A 21,770-nucleotide genomic window follows, 5' to 3' on the forward strand; every position below is an offset into this window, starting at 1 on the left:
GATCATCGCCGCGATGAACGAGATATTGAGAGCGGCATTCACGCCCTGGCTGATCGCAGCGCTGACGCTCCTTTTCGCTTGTGGCTTGATTGTCCTGGGGCGCCGATCGGCCGGCTTGCGCAAGATCACGGCTTTGGTCGGTGGAAGCTTCCTTGCGATCCTCGGCCTGGCGATGCTGTCTGGAGCCACCGCCATGGCGGTGAGGGACCGCGCGCTCGAGCGGTTGCGCCCGGTCGACGGGAAATTGGTGGACGTCGGCGGCTATCGAGCCTTCGTGCAGTGCAAGGGGCAAAGCGGGGGGCTGACGCTCGTCTTGCTCTCAGGGGGCTATTCAACGGGAAGCTGGATGAAGCCGCTTCAGGAGCGGCTTCAATCCCGTTATCGAACCTGCATCATCGACAGGCCGGGCACCGGCTGGGCCGACGATGGCCCGCTGCCGCGCACGGTCGATACCATCTTGGCCGAAATCCGTATGGCGATCAGGGGCGCAGGCGAGACGATGCCCCTGGTCCTTATCGGCCATTCGATGGGCGGCCTCTACGCGGCGAATTACGCCGATGCATATCCCGGCGACGTGAAGGGGATCGTGCTTCTCGACCCCACGCCGCCTCTCTGGTTTCTCGAGCAAAGCCAGACCTTCGGATGCGGACCCAGGACCCCGCCCTGGCCCAATGTCTACCTGACCATGTTTGGCCTGGGTCTGATCGACCGGCTGAACCCGATGTACCGCGTTCGCGATTACGACGCGGCTGCCCTGTACGGCCGGGATTGGTCCACGATCGTCGACCAGGAAGCGAGGCCGCGTTCACTGGTGGCGGCGTGGTCCGCCGGGAGAGAGGCATGCCGCGCTCCGATCGATCTGGTTCGCACCCCTGGCGCGCTCGGCCAGCTTCCGGTGTTCATGATGTCGCAGGCGGTCAAATCCGATGCCGAGATGTTCCGCGAAGTTCCCGCAGGACTCAATCCTCGCCAGCGCACGAACTGGCTGCGGCTGCGTCGCGCCTGGCAGCAGGATTATGTGGGCTACACCTCTCGAGGATCGTTCGACTTCGCTCCCGCCGGCGCAGGGCATTCATTTCCCTATAGCCATCCGGAAGAGACCCTGGCGAAAGTCGGCCCGTTCCTGGCCCTGATGGCATCCGAAAATGCCACGGACGATTAGGCCTTCTATTCCGTGCCTCGCACCATGACTCCGGCTTTGCCGAATGTCAGGCCGGCTGGCAGGGAGGATCTGCTGCGACTGAACTGGCTCTGCAGACTATCGATCCTGGCCGCCTCCGCCATGTGCCTGCTTTCGCCGGTCGCATCCGCGGCAGAGAAGCCCATGCGGGAGTCGCTCGAGGCCATTGACGCGATCTTCGCCCGGGAAGAATCGCTGGTCCGGGATGGGCGCCCGGACTGGCTGTGGGTAGACGGGCGCACCTTGCTGTTCCGCAGCGACCATAAGGTGTTGGACATCCGCCTGGTGACGATCGGCGAGCGGCCGACAGACAGCTTCCTCACCCGGGACGCGTGGCTGAGACCTGCCCTGGACCGTGCCGTCCTGGGGGATCGAGCCCTCACGCTCCATGGATTGGCAGCCGATCGCAAGCACCTCTTCCTGGCTGCCGGCCAGGACGTGTTCGCGGTCGATCTGGCAACGCATGGCGTAGGCAGGGACGACGCGCGGTCGCTGGCGCTGGGGAGCGACCGCGCTCAACTGATTTCCGATCAGTTCCCGACCACCTTTGGGCCGTTAATGGAGGCGGCTTCGCCACGCGGAGACATGTTCGCGGGCGTCAAGGACCACAATATATATGTTCGCAATCGAACGGGCGAACGCCGCTTCCTGACGGACGACGGCGTGGCGGAACATGGGTGGCTGGACACTGAGGAATCCGCGCAGGGGCTCAACGCATCATGGTCGCCCGACGGCACGAGACTTGCCGCCGTGCGGCTGGATAGCCGCCATGTCGCGCGGGAGCCTCTCGTGCGCTGGCTGGATCGGGCGCCGAGGATCGATCATGCGGTCTATCCCCGCGCCGGCGATCCGATTCACCGTTTCCACCTTGCGGTGATCGATGTTCGATCCGGTGCGCGGGTACCGATCCGCACGGGGACGACCGACAATCATTATGTCAATCTCCTCGGCTGGTCCGAGGATGGAAAGTCGATCTTCTACCAGGTGGTGGATCGCGAGCAGAAGGCGTTGCGGATATTTCGCGGCGACGCCGCTTCGGGCGAGGCGCGGGAGATACTTCGCGAGACCAGCGAAACCTATATCGACACCCCCATGACGCTGTCTCCGCAGCTTTTCTTTCCGATAGGAGGGGGATTTCTCTATCTTTCGGAGCGTGATGGCTGGCGGCACATTTATCGCTACACCGACGGAGGAACTCCGCTCGCGCGATTGACCCGGGGCCGATGGGCCGTCGAAAACATCGTCAGGGTCAGCGATGGCTGGGTCTATTTCCGGGCCGCTTTGGGAACTCCCTACCAGGCCGGACTCTATCGTGTCCGATTGCGCGGCGGCGGCAAGCCGGAACCGGTGGTGCAGGGAGGAAATGTCCGGGACGTGGCCTTCTCTCCCGACGGCGCCACGGTTCTGACGGTGCGATCGAGCCCGATCATGGCTCCCGTCGTGGAATTGCACAGCGCCGCAGGTCGGTCGATGGCCGTTTTGGCCGAGGCAAAGATCGACAAGAGCCTGCCGACCGTCGAACGCGTCGTCAGCCGTTCCAGCGACGGCAGGTTCGACATGCACGGCCTTGTCGTACGCCCCTCGGGTTTCGATCCGGCCAGGCGCTATCCGGTCGTGGAGATCATCTATGGCGGGATGCAGGTCGATTTCGTGCCGCGCGATGCCTATGCCACCGGCTGGTGGCGGAACGGCTATAATGGCCGTTTCGCGCGCATTCTCGCCAACCAGGGATATGTCGTCCTTTACATGAGCGCGCCGGGCACGCCTGGCCGGGGACGGGCGTTCCAAGATGCGACCTATGGGACCTGGCCGCAGGGCGTGATAGCCGAGCACGCCAAGTTCATTCGCGACGCGGCCGCAACCCGGCCGTGGATGGACCTGGGCCGCGTGGGCGTTTTCGGCAGCAGCTGGGGCGGCTATCTGGCGCAGCGGGCGCTGATCGATGCGCCCGATCTCTATCGGGCGGCGGTGGCGTTGGCGCCCTCATCCGACCTGGTCGATCACACCACCTATATAGAACCCTTCATGGGGCTGCCCTCGAACAACCCGGCGGGATATGCGGCGGGGTCCAACCTGACGAGGTTGAACGAGATCAGGGGGGCCATCCTGCTCATGCCCGAGCCGCTGGATGCGAATTCGGGCTTCTCCCCCGCGATGAAATTCCTGGACGGAATGATAAGGGTCGGCGGGGACGTCGAACTGTTCACCATGCCGGACATAAACCATCGCATCAATTGCTGCGGATGGGATCATGAACGTTATGCCTATGCGATCGCCCAGCGCTTTCTCGATCGCAAGCTGATCGGGGATCGAGAGCAGAATGATTAGACGATTCATTCGGCGGCCGATCATCATGGAGGGGGTGTTCGGATGAAATCGACCGTGCGCGCGATGAGGCCGCCCGCGGCGCTGCTGATCCTGCTCATGGCCGCGCTGCTTGCCACGTCTCCCGCCGCCGCTCGGCTCGATCCCAGGTCGCTTTCGACCTGGGCCGATGCCGAACTGGGGGAGGCGGTTCGCGAAGGCAGAGTCAGCGCTGCGACCATGGTCGTGGTGCAGGGCGGACGTCCGGTCTTGCAGCGCACCTATGGCTATGCGGACGCCTCGGCAGGATTGCCGGTCGGGCCACCGCGCGAACGGTTCATCATCGCATCCGTGACCAAGACCTTTACGGCGACCGCAATAGCGCTGCTGGTCCAGGACGGCAGAATAAAGTCGCTCGACGATAGGGCGAACGTCTATTTGAAGCGCGTGCAACTGCCCGGTGCTTTCGGCCAGGCGATCACCTTGCGGCACTTGCTCACCCATAGTGCCGGTTTCGAAGAGCGCGGCTTCGCCATAGGCGATCGGAGCGATCGAACCGTGCCCGTGTCCGCCGATTATGTTCGCGCCCATCTGCCGGCCATCGTCCGGGCTCCTGGCTCCCGCATAGTCTATGCCAATATCGACCCCGCAATCCTGGGGCTGGTCGTCGAGGACGTCACCGGCTTGACCATGCGGGACTTCATCCACCGGCGGATCCTGACCCCGCTCGGGATGAAGGACACCGAGCTGGTTTATGACGCCGCCGCATCGGCCCGCCTCGTCCGGCCCCATTTCGGACCGCGGGCGGGAGCTTTCGACATCAACACGCCTTTTCATGCGCCCACCGGATCGATCCACACGACTGCGGACGATATGGGACGCTTCCTGCTCGCCCAGCTCGGCTATTTCCCGGACGTCTTGTCACCTGCCACTGTGGCAAGCCTGCACCGGCCTCTTGCGCGCAATGCGCCGACCCTGGATCCGATCGGAATGGCATTCTTCCTCTCGGGCTGGAACGGCTACAAAGTCGTCGGTCATTCCGGCGCATTTTCCGGCTTCGGTTCGGACCTTTATTTCGTGCCGGAGCAAGATTTCGGAATCTTCTACAGCTGGGCGGGAGGGCCGGCACCCGGGGCAGGTTCGCCTCTCGAACCGGGAAAGCTTCAGGCATCCTTCTTGAACCTTGCTTTGGGTCCTTACCGGGCGCCCCCGCCGCTGGCCGTTCAACCGGATCCGACGCATCATGTCGGCCGATATTGGCAGGAGCGAAGGCCACAAACCAATTTCGAGGCGATCGTCGCCGCCAATGCCGTGGTCGAGGTCGCGCGTGCGTCTGCAAACAGGCTGACGATCAATGGCGATGGCCCTTATTATTCCTTCGCCCCGGGAAGCTATACGATCGCCCGCGATGGAAAACCTGGACCGGTCTATGTCTTTGGCGCCAATAGCCTCTCCCAAAGGGCTGGCGCCGCCCGTCGCGTGTCAGGTCTGTCCGATCCCCGCAACCAGCTCATGTTCGGGGCGGCGGCACTGGGCTTGCTGCTTACCGGTTTGCTCGGCCCTTTGTGGATGCGGGGGAGGGCAAAACTGCTCGCCCTGCTGATCGGCGTGCTGGCGGGCGGCGTGCCGCTATTGCTGTTCGTGATCCCGCCCGGTCTGGAGCAGGATATAATCGCCGGCCGCTATGCGCGCTTTCTCGCCCTCAAGCTGAACATCGTCCTCCTGATAGGATTGGCGGCCTGCCTCGGATGGCTGACCTGGCGGGGCGATCGGCGCGGGATGGCGCAATGGCATTCCGCATTGCTCGGCGCGGCGGCGCTGGCACTTCTCGTCCCCTTCACCTTCTTCAATCTTCTGTAGGCGCACGACCGGAACGAAGAGGGATGGGCGACCATGAATTGCCTATAGGATATATGTATATCCTATTCGAAATAACAATTCTGATTGTCAATTTTGTTCATCCCCGATATCAAATTCGTGGTCGGCTTGTGGCCTGAGCAGAATGGAGATGGAGATGCGAAGTTCACCCCACCGGCGGCCTGCCTTCCTTGCACTTGCGGCGGCTTTGCTGGCCGTGTCGTCGCAGGCCATCTCGACGGACTCGGTCGAGGCGAGGCCTCTCTCCCAGGCCGCCATAAAGTCCATGGACGCCGCCATTGCCGACATGGTGGCGAAGCACAAAGTCGCCGGTTACGCAGTTGCCATCGCCAAGGGAGACAGGATCGAGTTTCTGAAGACCTATGGCATGGCCGATATCGAAAATGGCGCCGCTGTCACGCCCGACACGGTGTTTCGTGTGGGTTCGATCACGAAGCAATTTACCGCCGCCGGGATCCTGCTGCTTGCCGATCGGGGCAAACTCTCAATCTACGATCCGCTGTCGAAATATTTGCCCGATTACCCCAATGCCGACAAGGTGAGCCTCTATCAGATCCTGACCCACACATCGGGATTGACGAACTATACGGGGCTCGAATTCTTCGAATCCACGAAAAAGCTCGAGGGCACGACGTCGGAAATGACCAAGGCCCTGGCAAGTATAACCCCGCAGTTCGAATTCACGCCGGGGACCGCACGCAGCTATACGAATACAGGATATTTTCTTCTCGGCGCCGTCATCGAAAAAGTATCCGGTCAGGATTTTGCCGAGTTCATGCGCGCCAATGTCTTTGAGCCCCTGGGGCTGAAGAACACCGCAATCGACAGCGCGGGCGACATAGTCCTGCACAGGGCACATGGCTACGTCTCCACACCGGAAGCGCCATCGGGCTTCCGCAATGCTCCCTACGACTCTTTGACGGTCGCGGGCGCTGCCGGAGCGGCGCGGTCCACGATTCGCGATATGGTGGCCTGGAATGCCGCTTTGTTGAGCGGCAAGCTGCTCAAGCCGGCGACCGTCGCTTTGATGACGTCTCCCGCCAAACTGGCTTCCGGCCGATCCGCCGGTGCGGAATGGCTGCCCAAGCATCAGCCGCTGCCGCGCGCACCCTACGGATTGGGTTTGGGCCTCGCCGACAGCAAGCAAAGGCCCATGGTGGGCCATGGCGGAGCGATCAGCGGGTTCAATGCCGCGCTCTTCACCTATCCCGATCCCGATTTCACCCTGGTCATTCTGGGAAATACCAAAAGCGCAACCTATCAGTTCGCGCCGCTCATGGTCGAGATTCTGCTTTCGGGCGCCTCCGCCCCGCCGCCGGCCGAAAGTCCGTGACCGCTTCGGGATGAAGGGCTTTCCTGGCCGCCCGGCTCGGCTTCGGGCGCTTCGGGTTGGGGAGGGGAGACCATGATCTCCACGCGCCGGTTTCGTTGGCGGCCTTCCGGAAAGTCGCTGCCGTCCGCATGGGCATTGGGTTCGAGCGGCCTGCGCTCGCCAAGGGCGATCACCGATATTCGGTCCGCCGCGATGCCCTTGGCGACGAGATAGTCCCGAACCGCCTCGGCGCGCAGCCGGGACACTCTCAGATTGTCGCTGTCGCTCCCGATCGAATCCGTATGACCGGCCAGGCGGATCTGCTTGTCATCGGTGAAACGAGGATCGAACAGCAGCCTGTCGATCGCCTCGGTGGCCTTATCGTCCAAGCGCGCGCCCGGCTCGACGAAGCCGACCACCAGACGCAAGGGTTCGGTTGGGGGAGGAGGGGCGGGCGGGTCGACCTTTTCGGCTACCTCAGGCCGCATGACCGAGGTTGGCTTCGGCTTTTCCTGTTGCGCGGGGGGAGGCGACACCTTGACGCTGTCCGCGGGTTTGGAGGCTTCATCGTTCGGGCGTCCGCAGGAAATCGGCAGCAGGCAGGATAGCAGGAGAAGCGGCAGCGGGACTTTCATGCCTCGACTCTAATAAGTTCACTGCGGGGTTCAATCGCCTCGACCCTGCCGGCGGGTGCGGGGTCGGTCGTCCAGCCGCTCGCCTGCTGGAAATCGATGATCGGAGAATAAGCGATCACGGTGTCGCCAGCGACAGGAACGGGGCGGGAAGCGTGGGTGAAAAAACGGATGTGGCCGCCGCGCTTGAGAAGAAGGAGCGGTTCGGCCTCATCCGGAAGACGCGCGCGCAATTCGTCGAAATCCTGACCTTCACCAATGGTGGCGCTGACGAAGATCCAGCTGGAACGGGCGCGTATATCTTCCACGCCGAAGCCGGAGGTGAAGAGGGCGCGGCCCCGGAGCGCGTCCGGCAGGCTGCGCGGATCGTCCCCCGCCGCGTCGCCGAGCTGATAGACGGAATCGCGGCCGAGCTCTGGCGCGAATTCGCTGCAGACCAGGGCGTTATAGGCTTCGTTGTCCGTGACCGCGACGAGCACGCCAAATCTGTGGAAATCGAGATCCTCCTCCGTCGCCTCGGCCAGGATCTCGCCATGATAGGTGGGAACGCCGCGGCCACGCGCGTCGGCCAGACGCTGCCAGCTTCTGTCGCTGATCAAAACCGGTATGCCGAGGCGGCCGACATGGTCCGCCAATGACAGGCTCCAGGGCGTCGCCCCGACGATCAGGATGCCGGGCGGTTCGTTGGATGTGAGGCCGAGCAGCCGCGCGACCGGGCCGATGGTGAACCCGTGAGCGACGATGGTTGCGGCGACCACCGCGAACGACAAGGCCACCAATATGCCGCCATCGGAATAACCGAGCTCGTCGAGGCGGAGTGCGAAAAGGCCTGAAATGGCGACGGCCACGATGCCTCGCGGGGCGATCCACGCCACGAAGAGCCGTTCCCGCCAGGGAATTCGGCTGAACGCCAGGCTCAGCAGCACGGTCAACGGACGAACCACGAACAGGAGCGCCAGCAGGAAAAGACCGAATCTCCATTCGAACTGGCGCAGCACCGTCACGTCGAGCGAGGCGGAAAGCACGACGAACACGCCCGAGACGAGCAGGACGGTGATATTCTCCTTGAACGACAACAGTTCGCGGACGCTGGCGAGTTGCATGTTGGCGAGCGCGATGCCCATCACGGTCACCGCCAGCAGTCCGCTTTCCTGCTGGATGGCATTCGAGAGCACGAACGTGCCGATGACGGCAACCAGCAGCACTGGCGCCTTGAGGAATTCGGGAACGTATCCGCGCGGCAAGGCCCAGGCGATCGCCCGCGCCACGCTGTAGCCGATCAGACCGGCTATCACGCCGGCGACGAGCACGAGGGCGATGCTCTGCACCATCGATGTCTCGGCCTGCGTCTGGCGGAGATATTCATATGTCAGGACCGCGCACAGGGCGCCGATCGGATCATTGACGATCGCTTCCCATTTCAGGATCGCCCGGGGTCTTGCGGCCATGCTGGTCTGGCGCAGCAGCGGGAGGATGACGGTCGGCCCGGTGACCACCAGAATGCCGGCGAACAGGATCGCGACCGGCCACACCAGCCCGGCCACATAATAACAGGCAATCGCGCCGAGGATCCAGCCGATCGGGACGCCCAGCAACACGAGGCGATGAACGGCACCTTCGGATTGCCGAAGCTCGCGAAAATTGAGGCTCAGGCCACCTTCGAAAAGGATGATGGCCACCGCGATCGATACGGCCGGCTCCAACATGTGCCCGAAGTCGCGTTCCGGATCGATGAAGCCGGTGACCGGGCCCGCGACGATCCCGGCCAGCAGCATCAACGCGATCGCGGGCAGGCCCGTTCGCCAGGCGATCCATTGCGCGCCGATGCCGATGAGGCCGATGACGGCCATGACGAGGGCGAGATGATCCATCCGGGGGTCCTAGCGGGGAGGGGCGGCCGCCCAAAGGGGCATGGGATCAAGACCCGCGATGACGCGATGAGTTCCAATCCATTCGATCATCGGGCCGCAGGGCATTGCCTGGAATTGAGCCCGTGTCGGCCGCTCGCAAGGATTGGTTCAGAGGCGTAAAACCTCACCGAACCCGGTCATCTTGATGTGTCGATCGAGGGACGGACCGTCATGGCCGCGTGGTCCGCGCATTCCATGCCATGAGCACCTCTGCCTCCTTCTGGGGTGTCATGGGGAAACTTGCTTTGGCCCGCCTTTCGGAAGCCACAGCATCCGAATTCCACCAGGCCAGCGTATCGCCTACCGTTTCAGCGAGGGGCCGAAAGGTGAGGCCGCGGGCCAGCGCCTTGTCGAAATTGACGGTGGCGAAACCGAAGAAGTTACCTTTTGGCAGCACCCAGGGCGTCACACCGCCGACGCCGTGTTTCTCCAGGAAGTCGTAATCGTCGACCCAGACGAAACGCACGGGATTCGATCCGCTGACGGCTGCGCGAACGCCACCCAGGAACTCGCCCATCGAAAGGGGGGATTGCGGGCCGGCCACATTGTAACGCCCGGTCGCTTGTTCCTCTAACATGCGCACCATCCACTCGGTCAGGTCACGGACATCGACGAGCTCCACGCGGTCGGTGGGCCGCCCTGGTGCCAGCACGTCGCCGCCGCGCTCCACGCGCTGGGGCCAATAGGGGAAGCGATCGGTCGTGTCGCCTGGTCCGACGATATAGTGAGGCCGCACTATCAGCGCCCTTCCGGGGAAAGCCTTTTCGGCCTCGATCTCCGAAAGCGCTTTGTCCACGCCGTAGCTGCTGGCCGGATCATCCTTGATCTTGTCCAGGCTCGGCTCCACGGATTCGTCGATGTCCGTCGTGCGGAAGGGATAGTAGACGCTCGCCGACGAAACGTAGAGGTAAAGCTTTGCGCGATCGCGCAGCAGTCCCGCCGACATGCGGACCCAATCCGGGTTCGTTGCCGAATTGTCGATCACGCAATCCCAGGTTCCGGTTGTCAGCGCGTCGAGCTGCCCATTCCTGTCGCCCTGCAAATGCTTCACGCCCGCCGGCAAATCTGCCTGCCGCCTGCCGCGATTGAACACCGTAACCTCATGACCCCGCTGGACCGCGTAGCGTACCTGATAGGGTCCGATGAAGCCGGTGCCGCCCAGGATGAGGATGCGTAGCGGCGCGCGGCTTTTGTCGACCGGCACCTGAGCGGCACGCGCGGCGCTGGAGAGCAGATTCAAGCCTATGCCCAAAGCCCCCGACATTTTCACAAACTCTCGTCTCGTCGTCATGTGCGGCCCCTTGCAAAATCGATTGGCCTATCGAGCATATGATCTTCCATCAAAGCAAGTGTCGCGAAGTTTGCTTGCCGAGTTGGTTCGGTGGCCCGTCGGGCCTTCATGGATGCTGGATCAGGCTACGGCCGGTTCGAGGATCCGAATGGTTCCGGCTTCGGCATCGATCTCCGCACGAACGCCAACCGGCAAGCTCAGTTGGTTGCTCACATGACCGATATTGGCGCCATGAAAGACGGGCACGCCGAGCGGCGCCAGATGCTGATGGAGCAGCTGCGGAACGGTGAACCCGCTATAGTCCGGAATCCCTATCGCGCAGCGTGTGCATTGGCCGAAGACTATCCCGGCGACCTTGCCGAGGATGCCCGCTTGCCCGAGCTGCGTCATCATCCGGTCGATTCGGTATTCCGCTTCACCACTGTCTTCCAGAAACAGGATCTTCTTTTCGAAGTCGGGGAGCCACGGCGTGCCGACGAGAGAAGCGAGGACGGAGAGGTTGCCGCCGATCAGCGTGCCTACTGCCTTGCCGGGTCGTATCGTGGACGTGCGCCAACGCTCTTGCAGCAGGGGATCCAGCCCTTGCGTCTCCGGATTGCGGAACAGGGGGGTCTCCGCCGCGAAAGCGAGTTTCCAGAAGCTGTTCCAGCTGGCCTCTTCCCAGCGGTTCGCCGCATTCGGTCCGTGGATGGTCGGAAACCCTGCCCGCGCGGCGAAGGCGAGGTGGAGGGCTGTAATATCGCTGAACCCGATCAGCAGCTTGGGATTGGCGCGGATCATATTCCAGTCGAGGAACGGGAGAAGGCGGGCGGATCCCCAGCCACCATGCACGGCGAAGACGGCACGGACATCCTTGTCAGCATACATGTCGTTTACGTCCTGCGCCCGCTGGCGATCGGTGCCCGCGAGATAGCCGTAGCGTGCCGTTACATGGCGGCCGACCCGCGGGACGAGACCCATGGCGGCAATGGTGCTCTTTATCTGCTCCACTTCGAACAGATCGTCACTGAACATGGCGGATGCGATCAATCCGACGGTATCGCCGGGTCGAAGGCGCCAGGACTTTGGGGGTGCCGCCCTCGCCACGACGGCGGAGGGCAGGGCGAGGCCGGCGAGGGTGCAGATGCCTGCGATAGCGGAACGCCGGCTGAACATAATCTACCGCTTAGCAGCCTTGGGCCGTGGGACCAGTGATTTGGTTTTCAAATCGCGGAACGGCCTCAGCTGGCGAGAGATTGGCTATGTCATGGCAAATGGCGCCGAATTGCGCCATTCCTTACCCATCCAAGTATCTAAGATAGAAGGATAACTGGCTGGAGGTGGGGGCAGTGGATAGATCACGAGTCTCTCCTGAAAATCCCTGATAATGCCAAATTTACAGGGAATGTTTTAAATTTTTCGCTTTTTGAAGTCGGTTCCTAGCTTCATATCCCCTGTTTTCCGCCAGGACGATGTTTCAATTCCCTATCAATGAAACAGGGAATTTTGTAGCAAAGAACAGGGGAAGGCAGTTCGCCACCAGGGAGATGATTGTCTTCACTCGCCTGGCAGCACTGCCCATTGCACGCCTGGGCCAGCGCTAGGCTGAATCGACATTCAGCACCAGAATGCGATTGATGCGAGATACAGGCTGGCGAGGTAGTTTTGTGGTAGGCGATCGTATCGGGTAGCGATCCGCCGGAGTTGCTTGAGCTTGCCGATGCTTCGTTCGATCAAGTTGCGCCGCTTGTATTTTTCGGGATCGAAGGCTCTTACCCGTTTCATCCGGGCGCGCTTGGGGATGATTGGTAAGGCGCCGATCGCCTCGACATGGTCGAGGATGGCATGGGTGTCATAAGCCTTGTCGGCAACGACATGGGCAGCGGTAAGACCCGCGATCAACGCCAGCGCATGATTGGAATCATTGGCTTGGCCGCCGGTGAGGATGAAGCGAATGGGTCGGCCGAAGCTGTCGATTGCTGGTCAGTCTGCCTCGGGAACGCCCCAAAGCCTGGTCTTTGACCCCCCTTTTTGGCCGGTAGCGGCCTGGGCATGAGCGCGGACGATGGCGCTGTCGATCATCAGATACTCGTTGTCACGGTCCTTGGTCAGAGCACCGAACACTCGCTCCCACACTCCGGCTCGCGCCCATCGGGTGAAGCGCTTGTGGATGCTCTTGTACTTGCCGTAGCGCTCCGGAAGATCCGACCAACGAGCCCCGGAGCGCAGCACCCACAACACCGCGTTGACAAAGAGCCGGTTGTCCTCCGCCGTCCGACCAGGATCGGTCGCCTTGCCAGGCAGCATCGGAGCGATCCGCTCCCACTGCCCATGGCTCACCTCGTAACGCTTGATCCCCATCCTTGCCTCCGTCCAAAAACGGAGACCTATGAATCAGACATCAGCTCCCAAGGGAATCCTGAATGTCGATACGGCCTAGTGTTAGCGCCGGTAGCGGGCATCAATTCCGAAACGCAACGCAGCACATCATTAAACAGGAAGCGCGGCCGATCTGGCCAAGGAAAGTGATTCTTCAGGGATCATGATACGGCAGGAGGCTCCAACGCATCGCTGGTTAAGCGCGGCCCGAGAGCCACGGCATCGCGTTGCTTTGCCGTGCTTCGAAGACTGCTATCGCGTGCTCATGGAGAAACGTTTCTCCAATCGCGTCGAGACCAGCGATCAGCTTGCGCTTCACCCCTTGATCGAAATCGAAGAAGATCTCGCGACCAGACGGCGCGATTATCCTCTGCAGAGGCAGGTCAATTCGAAAGTTCGCGCCTTCTCCTATGGCCTCCTGCGCCAAGGCTTCGACCGATGCTTGGGAGAGGGTGATGAGAAGCAGGCCGTTATTCACCGCGTTACTGGCAAATATCTCTGCAAAGGAGGGCGCAATCACACACGAAAACCCAAAGTCCAATAATGCCCAAACCGCATGCTCGCGGCTCGACCCGCAGGCGAAATTCTCACCGGCGATGAGGACGGATGAGCGACGATAAGCAGACTGGTTCAGGATGAAATCGGGGTACTCCGCGCCGGCCTCGTCGAAGCGCCAATCGAAGAAAAGGGCGTCACCCAATCCTTCGCGCGAAATCGTGCGCAGAAACTGCTTCGGAAGGATTTGGTCGGTATCCACATTGGCCTGCAGAAGCGGAACCGCAATGCCGGTTATGACTTCCACACGCCTCATCGAGCGAGCACGCGAATATCGGTAATGCGGCCAGTAACGGCGGCTGCGGCGGCCATGGCAGGATTCATGAGGTGAGTCCGTCCATCCCGGCCCTGTCGCCCCTCGAAATTGCGGTTAGAAGTCGAAGCACAGCGTTCTAACGGCTCCAGCCGGTCATCGTTCATGGCCAGGCACATCGAGCAGCCAGGCTCCCGCCATTCAAAGCCGGCAGCGATCAATATGCGGTCCAGTCCTTCGGCTTCCGCTTGGGATCTGACACCTCCCGACCCGGGAACCACCATCGCCCGTACTCCAGGCGCGACCCGCCGCCCTCGCGCTATCTCGGCGGCTTGGCGCAGATCCTCGATCCTGCCGTTGGTACACGAGCCAATGAAGACGCGGTCTACTGTGATGTCGGTCATCGGCATACCGGGCTTGAGGCCCATATAGTCCAGCGATCGCTGTACCGCAGCAGCTTTGACCGGGTCTAGAAACTCGGTGGGGAAGGGGACATTTCCATCCACAGGCGCGACATCCTCCGGGCTGGTTCCCCAAGTGACGACCGGCGCGATGGCAGATACATCGACGATGATCTGCTCGTCGAATATGGCGTCTTCATCGGTGAAAAAATGTCGCCAATGCGCTTCTGCCTGCTCCCACAAGGCATCAGCGGGCGCTCCCGGCCGTCCGCGCAGGTAGGAGAATGTGACTTCATCGGGTGCGACGATGCCGGCGCGTGCGCCGGCCTCAATCGACATATTGCATAAGGTCATTCGGCCTTCCATCGTCAGCGCACGGATGGCTGAGCCGGCGTATTCGATAACGCAGCCGGTTGCACCGCCGGTACCGATCTGTCCGATCATGGCTAGGGCTAGATCCTTGGCCTCGATCCATGCTCCAGGCGCCCCGTCGAACACTATTCGCATATTGCGGGATTTTGCCTGCCACGTCGTTTGGGTTGCGAGCACATGCTCTACCTCGGAAGTGCCGACACCAAATGCCAGCGCCCCGAACGCGCCGTGAGTGGAGGTGTGGCTGTCTCCGCAGACGATCACCATCGCCGGTTGGGTGCGGCCCTGTTCTGGCCCGACAACGTGGACGACGCCGTTGCGAGGATCGTTTAAGCCAAAAAATTCGATGCCGGCCGCCGCGACATTGGACTGCAGCGTTTGCAGCTGCGTGCGCGATTCGGGGTTCGCGATGGCTTCGACGCCCTTGGTCTGACCAATAGTCGGGACATTATGGTCGGCGACCGCCAAGGTGCGATCGGGTCTGCGCACCGAACGACCGGAAACGCGCAGTCCTTCGAAGGCTTGGGGCGTCGTCACTTCATGGATGAGGTGGAAATCGACATAGAGAAGCGATAGCCCACCATCCTCGCTGGCAACCACATGCGCATCCCAAATTTTGTCGTAAAGGGTTTTGCCTCTCACCGCGCGCACGCTCTGTGTGGACCTATCCCAATGGATCGCGTCACCAAGCCGCGTCTCGAGAGGATCGTGTTGCGAGGCGATTCCAACGACATTGACAAGGCCCATTCTGCGTCATCTGGCGATTCAGTAGGAATTGCCAAGAATGCATACATAAGACATCGCCCTGCGTCCGCAAGCTGCGATTGCTGTGGGGCGCCCACGCCTAAACTGGCGAGCGCCCTGCATCACTCCAGCTCTCGTGATCGGACTGGACAGCAGGTCATCGCAACCCACCAACGGTGCCTTGATTTATCCCGGGACTTCGCCCGCTGCGAAATAGGTCGATTTGATGTGGCTCGCGGCGAATTCGATATGCCCGCCCATCGCGACTTCTGCGCGATAGCCCTGACCTGCCTTAATTGCTTCGTATACACTGTGGTGTTGAGAATGTGTCAGGCGCAGTTGAAAGAGGCCTTGGACATCCCCTTCGTCAAACCAATGAACCACGCGGCTGGAGGCGAACGGAATGTTGGTTACCCTTGCCAGCGCGCTGCTCAGCGCTGAATTTTCTAGGCTACCTATAATCAGTTTGTGGAACCTATCGTTTATTTCCCGCCAGGGCTCCTTTGCTGACTCCGTCAACCGCTCCACTGAAAGCAACCTGTCACCGTCGTCCAGGCAAGCTTCAAAGGCTTTTTGAGTTTCGGCGTCGATGCCTTTTTCGGCCAGCAGGCGGCATGCCAAGCTCTCGAGAGCACCGCGCACGGTATAGGCGTCCTCGATTTCCTTGCCGGTGAAGGCGCGCACTATATATCCGCGATTGGGCCGATATTCGACCAGGCCTTCCTCAGCGAGCGTAATCAAAGCCTCTCGTACGGGCGTGCGCGAGACCTCCATTCTTTCGCTCAACGGTATCTCCAGTAATCGCTCGCCACCGGAGAGAATGCCGCCGAGAATCATATGGCGCAGGTTGTCTACAACTGCCTGCTGTCTGGGGGTATACATGCATCACCTTTGCGCATTCTGGCGTCGGGGCCCTGATCGGGCACCATGCTAAGCTGATAATCTCCGCTTCAGCAACTTTCATGTAGCAGCCCCTGGCGGACGCTGGGGTGGCGGGTTGCGCGATCTCTTCTCTGGGTAGAGGCAATGCTCATCAGAGGTTCAGCGGTGCACCCTTGCTTTTGACTATTGTCGGCAGCATGTGGTAGCTAATTGCATACATACTGCAATCGATATAACAGCATCAACCTTTCTGGCCAAGCCTCGGAGGAGAATTTCACGCTGACCTTGAGCGAGCCACCAGAGCTAGGAGCATTGAGACTATGATGCCTGATCAACACGCGGACGAGGTCCCGTCATTGCATTTGGACCCATTTGATCTCGACGTACTGCGCGACCCTCACGAGTTTCAGAAAATGTTGCGCGATGCGGGACCGGCTGCATTCCTCAGCAAATATAATTGCTACGCGGTGGGGCGTTATGAGGAAGTTAGAACAGTATTGAGGGATTGGCAGTCGTTCGGCTCCGGGGCCGGCGTGGGACTTGCGGATATCCGGGAACCGGGCGCCTGGCGTGAGGCTGGTCCGATCGTCGAGGCGGATCCGCCGAGCCACGATCAAGTTCGTGCCGTTTTAAACAAGATCATCTCTCCTGCTGTCATACGGGGGTGGAAGCAAATGTTCGAAGCAGAAGCCGCGGCATTAGCCGACCGGCTCTGTGACATGCGGGACATTGACGGCGCCAAGGATGTCGCCGAGGCATATGTTCTCAAAGTTTTTCCGGATTCACTGGGGATCGAGATCCACCGAGACAATCTCATTGCAGTGGGCAACCACAATTTCAACTCGATAGGTCCGCAAAACGAGCTGTTCAAAAAGTCCAAAGCCGCCATTGATGCGATTGCCGATTGGTATACGGCCGCCCAGCAGCGCGATGCCATGATCCCCGGCGGGTTCGGCGAGAGGATCTTTCTTGCCGAGGAAGCGGGTCAGCTGGAGTGCGGAATTGCGTCCAAGCTGGTGCACTCCTTTCTTCGCGGAGGAATGGACACGACGATCAGCGGGATCGGCACGACGTTGATGTTCCTGTCTCAGCATCCTCAATTATGGCTTCAGCTACGCACCGACAGATCTCGGCTCAAAATGGCATTTGAAGAGGCCATCCGGCTAGAATCTCCAGCTCAATCATTCTATCGGACGATCATGAAGCCCGTCCAACTGGGTGGGTTCCAGCTTCGTGCCGGACGGAAAATCCACGTGTTCATTGGCGCTGCCAATCGCGACCCTCGAAAGTGGACCGATCCCGATAGCTATGACATCTATCGCGCGACCGGCGGTCACCTGGCTTTTGGCCAGGGGATTCATGTTTGCATCGGACAAATGATCGCTCGTCTGGAGGCAGAATGCATCCTAAACGCGCTTCTGGATCGAGTTGAATGCCTCGAGGAGCGGGGCACCCCGACGCAAAGGCTGCTCAATAGCCTGAGGACGCTGGAGACCTTGCCATTACGCATCACGCCTGCTTGATAACTGCCGAACGGGGGGTGATGCTGGCTGCTCGTCTGGTGCGATGCACGGCAAGCGTGTGCCGCTTTGGAATGAGATTAATTGGTCGAGGGTAAAAGCCATCTCGGCATACCTGCTCGGCGAACAGGTCGAGCCTAATCCTCTGGTGCAATTCGGAAACGCAATCCGGCGAGATCATCTGAAACTGGTATCTGACACGAGAGGCGCGAATATGCGCGCCGGTGGTCTGAACCGTCCAGCAGATCATTTTCCTCGGCGCTCATCGGGGAAAGCAGGTCCTCAGTGCCCGCGGTGATGTAGACGTGACAGGTTGCGCACGAGCAGCAGCCGCCGCAAAGCGCGAGGAGATCCTCCAATCCGTTGTCCCGGATCACCTCCATCAGCGAGAGACCTTCTACCCCCTCGACTTCCGTCTCAGTGCCATCTCGGCTCGTGATATGAATCTTCACCATCTCCTGGAGTTCCTCTGTTCAGACATGAGCATGTGTTCCTTTGGCCTAGGGCTCTATTGACGATACAGAATGCCCACAGCCCACCGTGGCTGGGAGACGAAAGGGCATTTTGAATCGGCTGTATCGGTACATGGTGGATCACCGCATCAGCATGCCGCCATTCACATCGATACAGGCGCCATTTATGTAGGAAGCGGGTATGGATGCGAGGAACGCAATTGCGGCCGCGACCTCATCAGGGGATCCAGCGCGGCCGGCGATCGTGCCGTCAAAATAATCCGCATCCTGTTCCTTCTGCATTACGGCACGCAGCATGGGCGTGTCGATCGCGCCCGGCGACACGAGGTTGACCGTCGCCCCCAATGCGGCCGCTTCGCTAGCAGCCACTCTCGCCATCGCCATTAGGCCGCCCTTGGAAGCGATATAGGCCGGGGGACTGTTACGGGCGAGCATCTGGGCCGCCATTGAGCCGATTAGCACGATCCGGCCATGCTCGATGGGACGAGCTGCGATCCGGCGAAGCATTTCACGAACAGCAAGGAAGGCACCACGAAGGTTCAGCGCGAGAACCGAATCCCAATTGTTGACAGAGGTGGTTCTAAGGTTCGGGCGAATGCCGTTCACATAGCCGGCGGTGCCCGCGGCGAATATGAGCACCGAGGGTTGTCCCATCTCGGCTTCGACCTGAGAGAAGAGCGAAACCATCTGCGTTTCATCCGATGCGTCTACGGACATTGCCTGATGCCCAGCGCCCGGCATCCGCTCAACGGTTGTTGCCGCTGCGCTGGAATCAATATCGGCGATAGCCACGCACATATCCACCTGCGCCAGTGCGATCGCTGAAGCCGCCCCGATTCCGCTGGCGCCCCCGATTACCAGCGCTATTCGCTGCATTAGCTTACTCCTCACACTCAAATGTATGCATCGCCGTCAGCCAAGCATAAATCCCAATCGGTTTATGCCCGAAAGATGGACTTTGTCCATTGGCATATCGGCGTAAATAACTAGATTGCACACATGAGCGCCTGTGTGATAGCGAACACTGGTCGGCGCATAACAGGTCCACAAGGGCCTTCGGTTACGGACAGGGCAAGGACATCGCTCGCAATGTGTCCGTTTTGTTGATTGACAACGCGCCGCGATGAGGAGTCTGAAGATGGAAGCTGCGGTGATCGCAAGCGACGTGCCGGTTCTCGATGAGGATCCTTTCGCGATCGATGTGATCCTTCGGCCCTATGCATTCCAGGAGGCCGTCCGGGAAATCGGGCCGATTTCCTTCGTTGAGAAATATGGCAGCTACGCGGTCGGCCGCTACGATGACGTCCGCAAGGTGCTCACCGACTGGGAGAGTTTTACGTCGGCTGCGGGCGCTGGATTAAGCAACATCCGCAAGCCCGGCGCCTGGCGCGAGCCCGGTCCCATCGTCGAAGCGGATCCACCGGACCATACAGACGTACGGCGCGTCGTTACCAAGATCATTTCACCGGCCGTCATCCGCGGCTGGAAGTCCACGTTTGAGGCTGCTGCGTCGCAACTGGTGGATCGCATATGCCAATCGCGCGCGGTGGATGGTGCCAAGGATATTGCGGAACATTTTGTGTTGAACGTTTTTCCGCCGGCCCTCGGCCTTCATGTTCATATCGAAAATCTGGTCACCATCGGCGATTATAATTTCAACGCGCTCGGACCCAAGAACGAGCTGTTCCTGCGATCCCAGGAGAAGCTCGAGGCGATTTCGGATTGGTACACGGCATCGCAGACACGCGAAGGCGTGATTCCAGGCAGTTTTGCTGAGATGTTGTTTGACGCCGAGGATGCCGGCGAGCTGAAACCGGGTGTCGCCGGAGGCCTCGCTCGCACGTTCCTTCGCGGCGGCATGGACACCACCATAAGCGGTATTGGCAGTTCGCTCATGTTCCTTGCGCGAGATCCTGATTTGTGGACCCATCTGCGCAGCGATCGCGGCCGATTGAAACTTGTTTTCGAGGAGGCGCTCCGGCTGGAATCTCCCATCCAATCCTATTTTCGAACCACGACGAAGCCGGTGGAGTTTGGCGGCCATCGGCTCGAGCCAGACACCAAACTTCAATTGTTCATAGGCGCTGCCAACCGCGATCCGCGCAAATGGCCGAACCCCGACCAGTTCGACATCAGCCGCTCGCCGGCCGGTCATCTTTCCTTTGGACATGGCATCCACCTTTGTGTCGGGCAGATGATCGCACGCATGGAAGCGGAGAGCGTGCTCAACGCCTTGCTGGACAAGGTAGAGAGGCTCGAACTGGCGGGCGAGCCCACACACCGCCCGCTCAATACGCTTCGGACATTGGAAGCATTGCCGCTCGCTATCGTGCCCGCATGACGATTTCCTCATCCAATGCTGAGGGGCAAGCCGGATCGCATTTGTATGACCGCGGCTCCGGCGCCGGGGAGCTGTTCGACATCGTCTCCGAGTGGGTTCACATAAGCTATAGTGAGCGCTCCGAATTGCGGGACGTTTATGGCTTTGCCGGCATGCACGGCAGGGTGAATTTGGAGGGAATAAGGTTCCTCCCGGCACAGTGCCCATCCGATACGCTGATCATCTACATGCATCCCGCCTCGACGCTTCAGCTTCTGCCTGTTCCGCGCGCCTTGGCCGCCGCTGGCATGCACGTACTGTGCGCGAGCAGCCGTTATGCCCGCAACGATACACCTCTCATCCTTGAAAATGTCCTGCGCGACTATCGCGCCTATGTCAGCCATGCGAAGGATCATTGGGGCTACAGCAAAATCATCATCGCCGGCTGGTCCGGCGGCGGGTCGCTGTCCGCTTTCTATCAGGCTCAGGCCGAACGCCAGACAGTCACCCAGACTGCGGCTGGCGATTCGGTCGATCTGTCCGGCCTGATCCCTGGAGACGGTTTCATCTTCCACGCCGGGCATCTCTCGCGCGCGGAGGTTCTGGCCGATTTCATAGATCCGTCGGTCCTCGACGAAAACAATCCCGCTCTTCGTGATCCTGAGCTTGATCTTTACGATCCTCGAAATCCGAACCAACCACCTTATTCACAGGACTATCTCGACCATTTCCGCGCGATGCAGCTGGCGCGGATTCGCCGACGAACGGCCTTGGTGAAGGAAATGCTTTACGAGCTTCGCTCCGGCCGAACGTCCGAAAAGGAGCGTGGGCTGCTCACCCATCGTACCCTGGCCGAGCCACGGTTCCTCGATGCGGCCATTGATCCCAATGATCGCAAGATCGGATGGTGTTTTCTGGGCGAACCACAAGCTTCGAACAGTAGTCCCGCAGGGATTGCCCGTTTTTCAACGTTGCGGTCGTGGCTTTCGCAATGGTCAATCGACGACACCCAGGCGAAGGCGCTTACCAACGCGAAGCAGATCAGTGTTCCGATGCTGGCCATCGAGAACAGCGCGGATGACGCTGTTCCGCAGCCCCATACGAAGATGTTCTACGACGCGGTTGCGAGCCGTAACAAGAGCCTGGCAGTGATCCAGGGCGCGAACCATTATTATGACAAGCAGCCCGGAGAGCTGGCCGAGGCAGTGAGGATCATCATCGCCTGGCTTCACGAGCACGATCTTGCCGCCTAATGCATCGCGATCGCGTGTGTCGGAGCGGTGATATGCCGATCCCGCAATGCCTTCAGATGAATCGGGTGGAGCACAGGTGCCGCGCGCCTCAAAGCGCGGCGCTCGTGCAGGAGCAATATGTTGGATCAACCC

16 protein-coding genes and 1 pseudogene are annotated in these 21,770 nt (G+C 60.6%); 7 read left to right on the forward strand and 10 right to left on the reverse strand.

The features are described 5' to 3' along the window. Window positions 1-13: 13 nt before the first annotated feature. From RQX22_RS16270 to RQX22_RS16285, 4 genes are all read left to right on the forward strand, one after another. Window positions 14-1,162, forward strand: a complete 1,149-nt coding sequence (locus RQX22_RS16270; protein ID WP_315727757.1) for an alpha/beta hydrolase — start codon at window positions 14-16, stop codon at window positions 1,160-1,162. A gap of 24 nt (window positions 1,163-1,186) precedes the next feature. Continuing rightward, the gene (locus RQX22_RS16275; RefSeq protein ID WP_315727759.1) at window positions 1,187-3,508 is read left to right on the forward strand and encodes a S9 family peptidase; all 2,322 of its coding nucleotides are present in this window, start codon (window positions 1,187-1,189) and stop codon (window positions 3,506-3,508) included. Between the two features lie 42 nt (window positions 3,509-3,550). After that, window positions 3,551-5,344, forward strand: coding sequence for a serine hydrolase domain-containing protein (locus RQX22_RS16280; protein ID WP_315727761.1), 1,794 nt, complete (start codon window positions 3,551-3,553; stop codon window positions 5,342-5,344). 154 nt (window positions 5,345-5,498) lie between these two features. Next, on the forward strand, window positions 5,499-6,695 hold the full coding sequence (locus RQX22_RS16285) for a serine hydrolase domain-containing protein (protein WP_315727763.1): 1,197 nt from the start codon (window positions 5,499-5,501) through the stop codon (window positions 6,693-6,695). Here RQX22_RS16285 and RQX22_RS16290 read toward each other — a convergent pair. The 8 genes and pseudogenes from RQX22_RS16290 to RQX22_RS16325 form a co-directional block, all read right to left on the reverse strand. Next, window positions 6,623-7,309: an OmpA family protein gene (locus RQX22_RS16290; RefSeq protein ID WP_315727765.1), complete on the reverse strand. Its 687-nt coding sequence runs from the start codon at window positions 7,307-7,309 to the stop codon at window positions 6,623-6,625. The two genes, RQX22_RS16285 and RQX22_RS16290, sit on opposite strands and share 73 nt — an antisense overlap. Then, entirely contained in the window at window positions 7,306-9,177 is a 1,872-nt protein-coding gene (locus RQX22_RS16295) for a cation:proton antiporter (RefSeq protein ID WP_315727767.1), read from the reverse strand. The genes RQX22_RS16290 and RQX22_RS16295 overlap by 4 nt, the downstream gene beginning before the upstream one ends. Before the next feature lie 208 nt (window positions 9,178-9,385). After that, window positions 9,386-10,507, reverse strand: a complete 1,122-nt coding sequence (locus tag RQX22_RS16300; RefSeq protein WP_315727769.1) for an NAD-dependent epimerase/dehydratase family protein — start codon at window positions 10,505-10,507, stop codon at window positions 9,386-9,388. A 120-nt stretch (window positions 10,508-10,627) separates the two neighbouring features. Beyond that, window positions 10,628-11,662, reverse strand: coding sequence for a S66 peptidase family protein (locus tag RQX22_RS16305; RefSeq protein WP_315727771.1), 1,035 nt, complete (start codon window positions 11,660-11,662; stop codon window positions 10,628-10,630). A 441-nt stretch (window positions 11,663-12,103) separates the two neighbouring features. Continuing rightward, window positions 12,104-12,847: pseudogene (locus RQX22_RS16310) on the reverse strand (IS5 family transposase). A gap of 214 nt (window positions 12,848-13,061) precedes the next feature. Then, window positions 13,062-13,667, reverse strand: coding sequence for a 3-isopropylmalate dehydratase small subunit (leuD, locus tag RQX22_RS16315; RefSeq protein ID WP_315727773.1), 606 nt, complete (start codon window positions 13,665-13,667; stop codon window positions 13,062-13,064). A 5-nt stretch (window positions 13,668-13,672) separates the two neighbouring features. After that, window positions 13,673-15,193, reverse strand: coding sequence for a 3-isopropylmalate dehydratase large subunit (gene leuC / locus RQX22_RS16320; protein ID WP_315727775.1), 1,521 nt, complete (start codon window positions 15,191-15,193; stop codon window positions 13,673-13,675). Window positions 15,194-15,376: 183 nt separating this feature from the next. Then, complete coding sequence (locus RQX22_RS16325) at window positions 15,377-16,072, reverse strand: GntR family transcriptional regulator (RefSeq protein ID WP_315727777.1); 696 nt, start codon at window positions 16,070-16,072, stop codon at window positions 15,377-15,379. Between the two features lie 320 nt (window positions 16,073-16,392). Between RQX22_RS16325 and RQX22_RS16330 the strand changes: the two genes are divergently transcribed. Then, on the forward strand, window positions 16,393-17,595 hold the full coding sequence (locus RQX22_RS16330) for a cytochrome P450 (RefSeq protein ID WP_315727779.1): 1,203 nt from the start codon (window positions 16,393-16,395) through the stop codon (window positions 17,593-17,595). Between the two features lie 134 nt (window positions 17,596-17,729). Here RQX22_RS16330 and RQX22_RS16335 read toward each other — a convergent pair whose 3' ends face one another. Both RQX22_RS16335 and RQX22_RS16340 read right to left on the reverse strand, forming a co-directional pair. After that, complete coding sequence (locus RQX22_RS16335) at window positions 17,730-18,047, reverse strand: 2Fe-2S iron-sulfur cluster-binding protein (RefSeq protein WP_315727781.1); 318 nt, start codon at window positions 18,045-18,047, stop codon at window positions 17,730-17,732. Between the two features lie 138 nt (window positions 18,048-18,185). Continuing rightward, window positions 18,186-18,941 carry an SDR family NAD(P)-dependent oxidoreductase gene (locus tag RQX22_RS16340; RefSeq protein ID WP_315727783.1) on the reverse strand — a complete coding sequence of 252 codons (756 nt, stop codon included), beginning with the start codon at window positions 18,939-18,941 and terminating at the stop codon, window positions 18,186-18,188. Between the two features lie 262 nt (window positions 18,942-19,203). Between RQX22_RS16340 and RQX22_RS16345 the strand changes: the two genes are divergently transcribed. Both RQX22_RS16345 and RQX22_RS16350 read left to right on the forward strand, forming a co-directional pair. Continuing rightward, a complete protein-coding gene (locus RQX22_RS16345) occupies window positions 19,204-20,406 on the forward strand; it encodes a cytochrome P450 (protein WP_315727786.1) in 1,203 nt (400 codons plus the stop codon). Next, window positions 20,403-21,638 (forward strand): alpha/beta hydrolase, encoded by a 1,236-nt coding sequence (locus RQX22_RS16350; RefSeq protein WP_315727788.1) that lies wholly within the window; start codon window positions 20,403-20,405, stop codon window positions 21,636-21,638. The genes RQX22_RS16345 and RQX22_RS16350 overlap by 4 nt, the downstream gene beginning before the upstream one ends. The last annotated feature ends 132 nt before the right edge of the window (window positions 21,639-21,770 follow it).

The sequence above is a fragment of the Sphingosinicella rhizophila genome, from assembly GCF_032378825.1.
In the GTDB taxonomy this organism is placed as follows: Bacteria; Pseudomonadota; Alphaproteobacteria; order Sphingomonadales; family Sphingomonadaceae; genus Allosphingosinicella; species Allosphingosinicella rhizophila.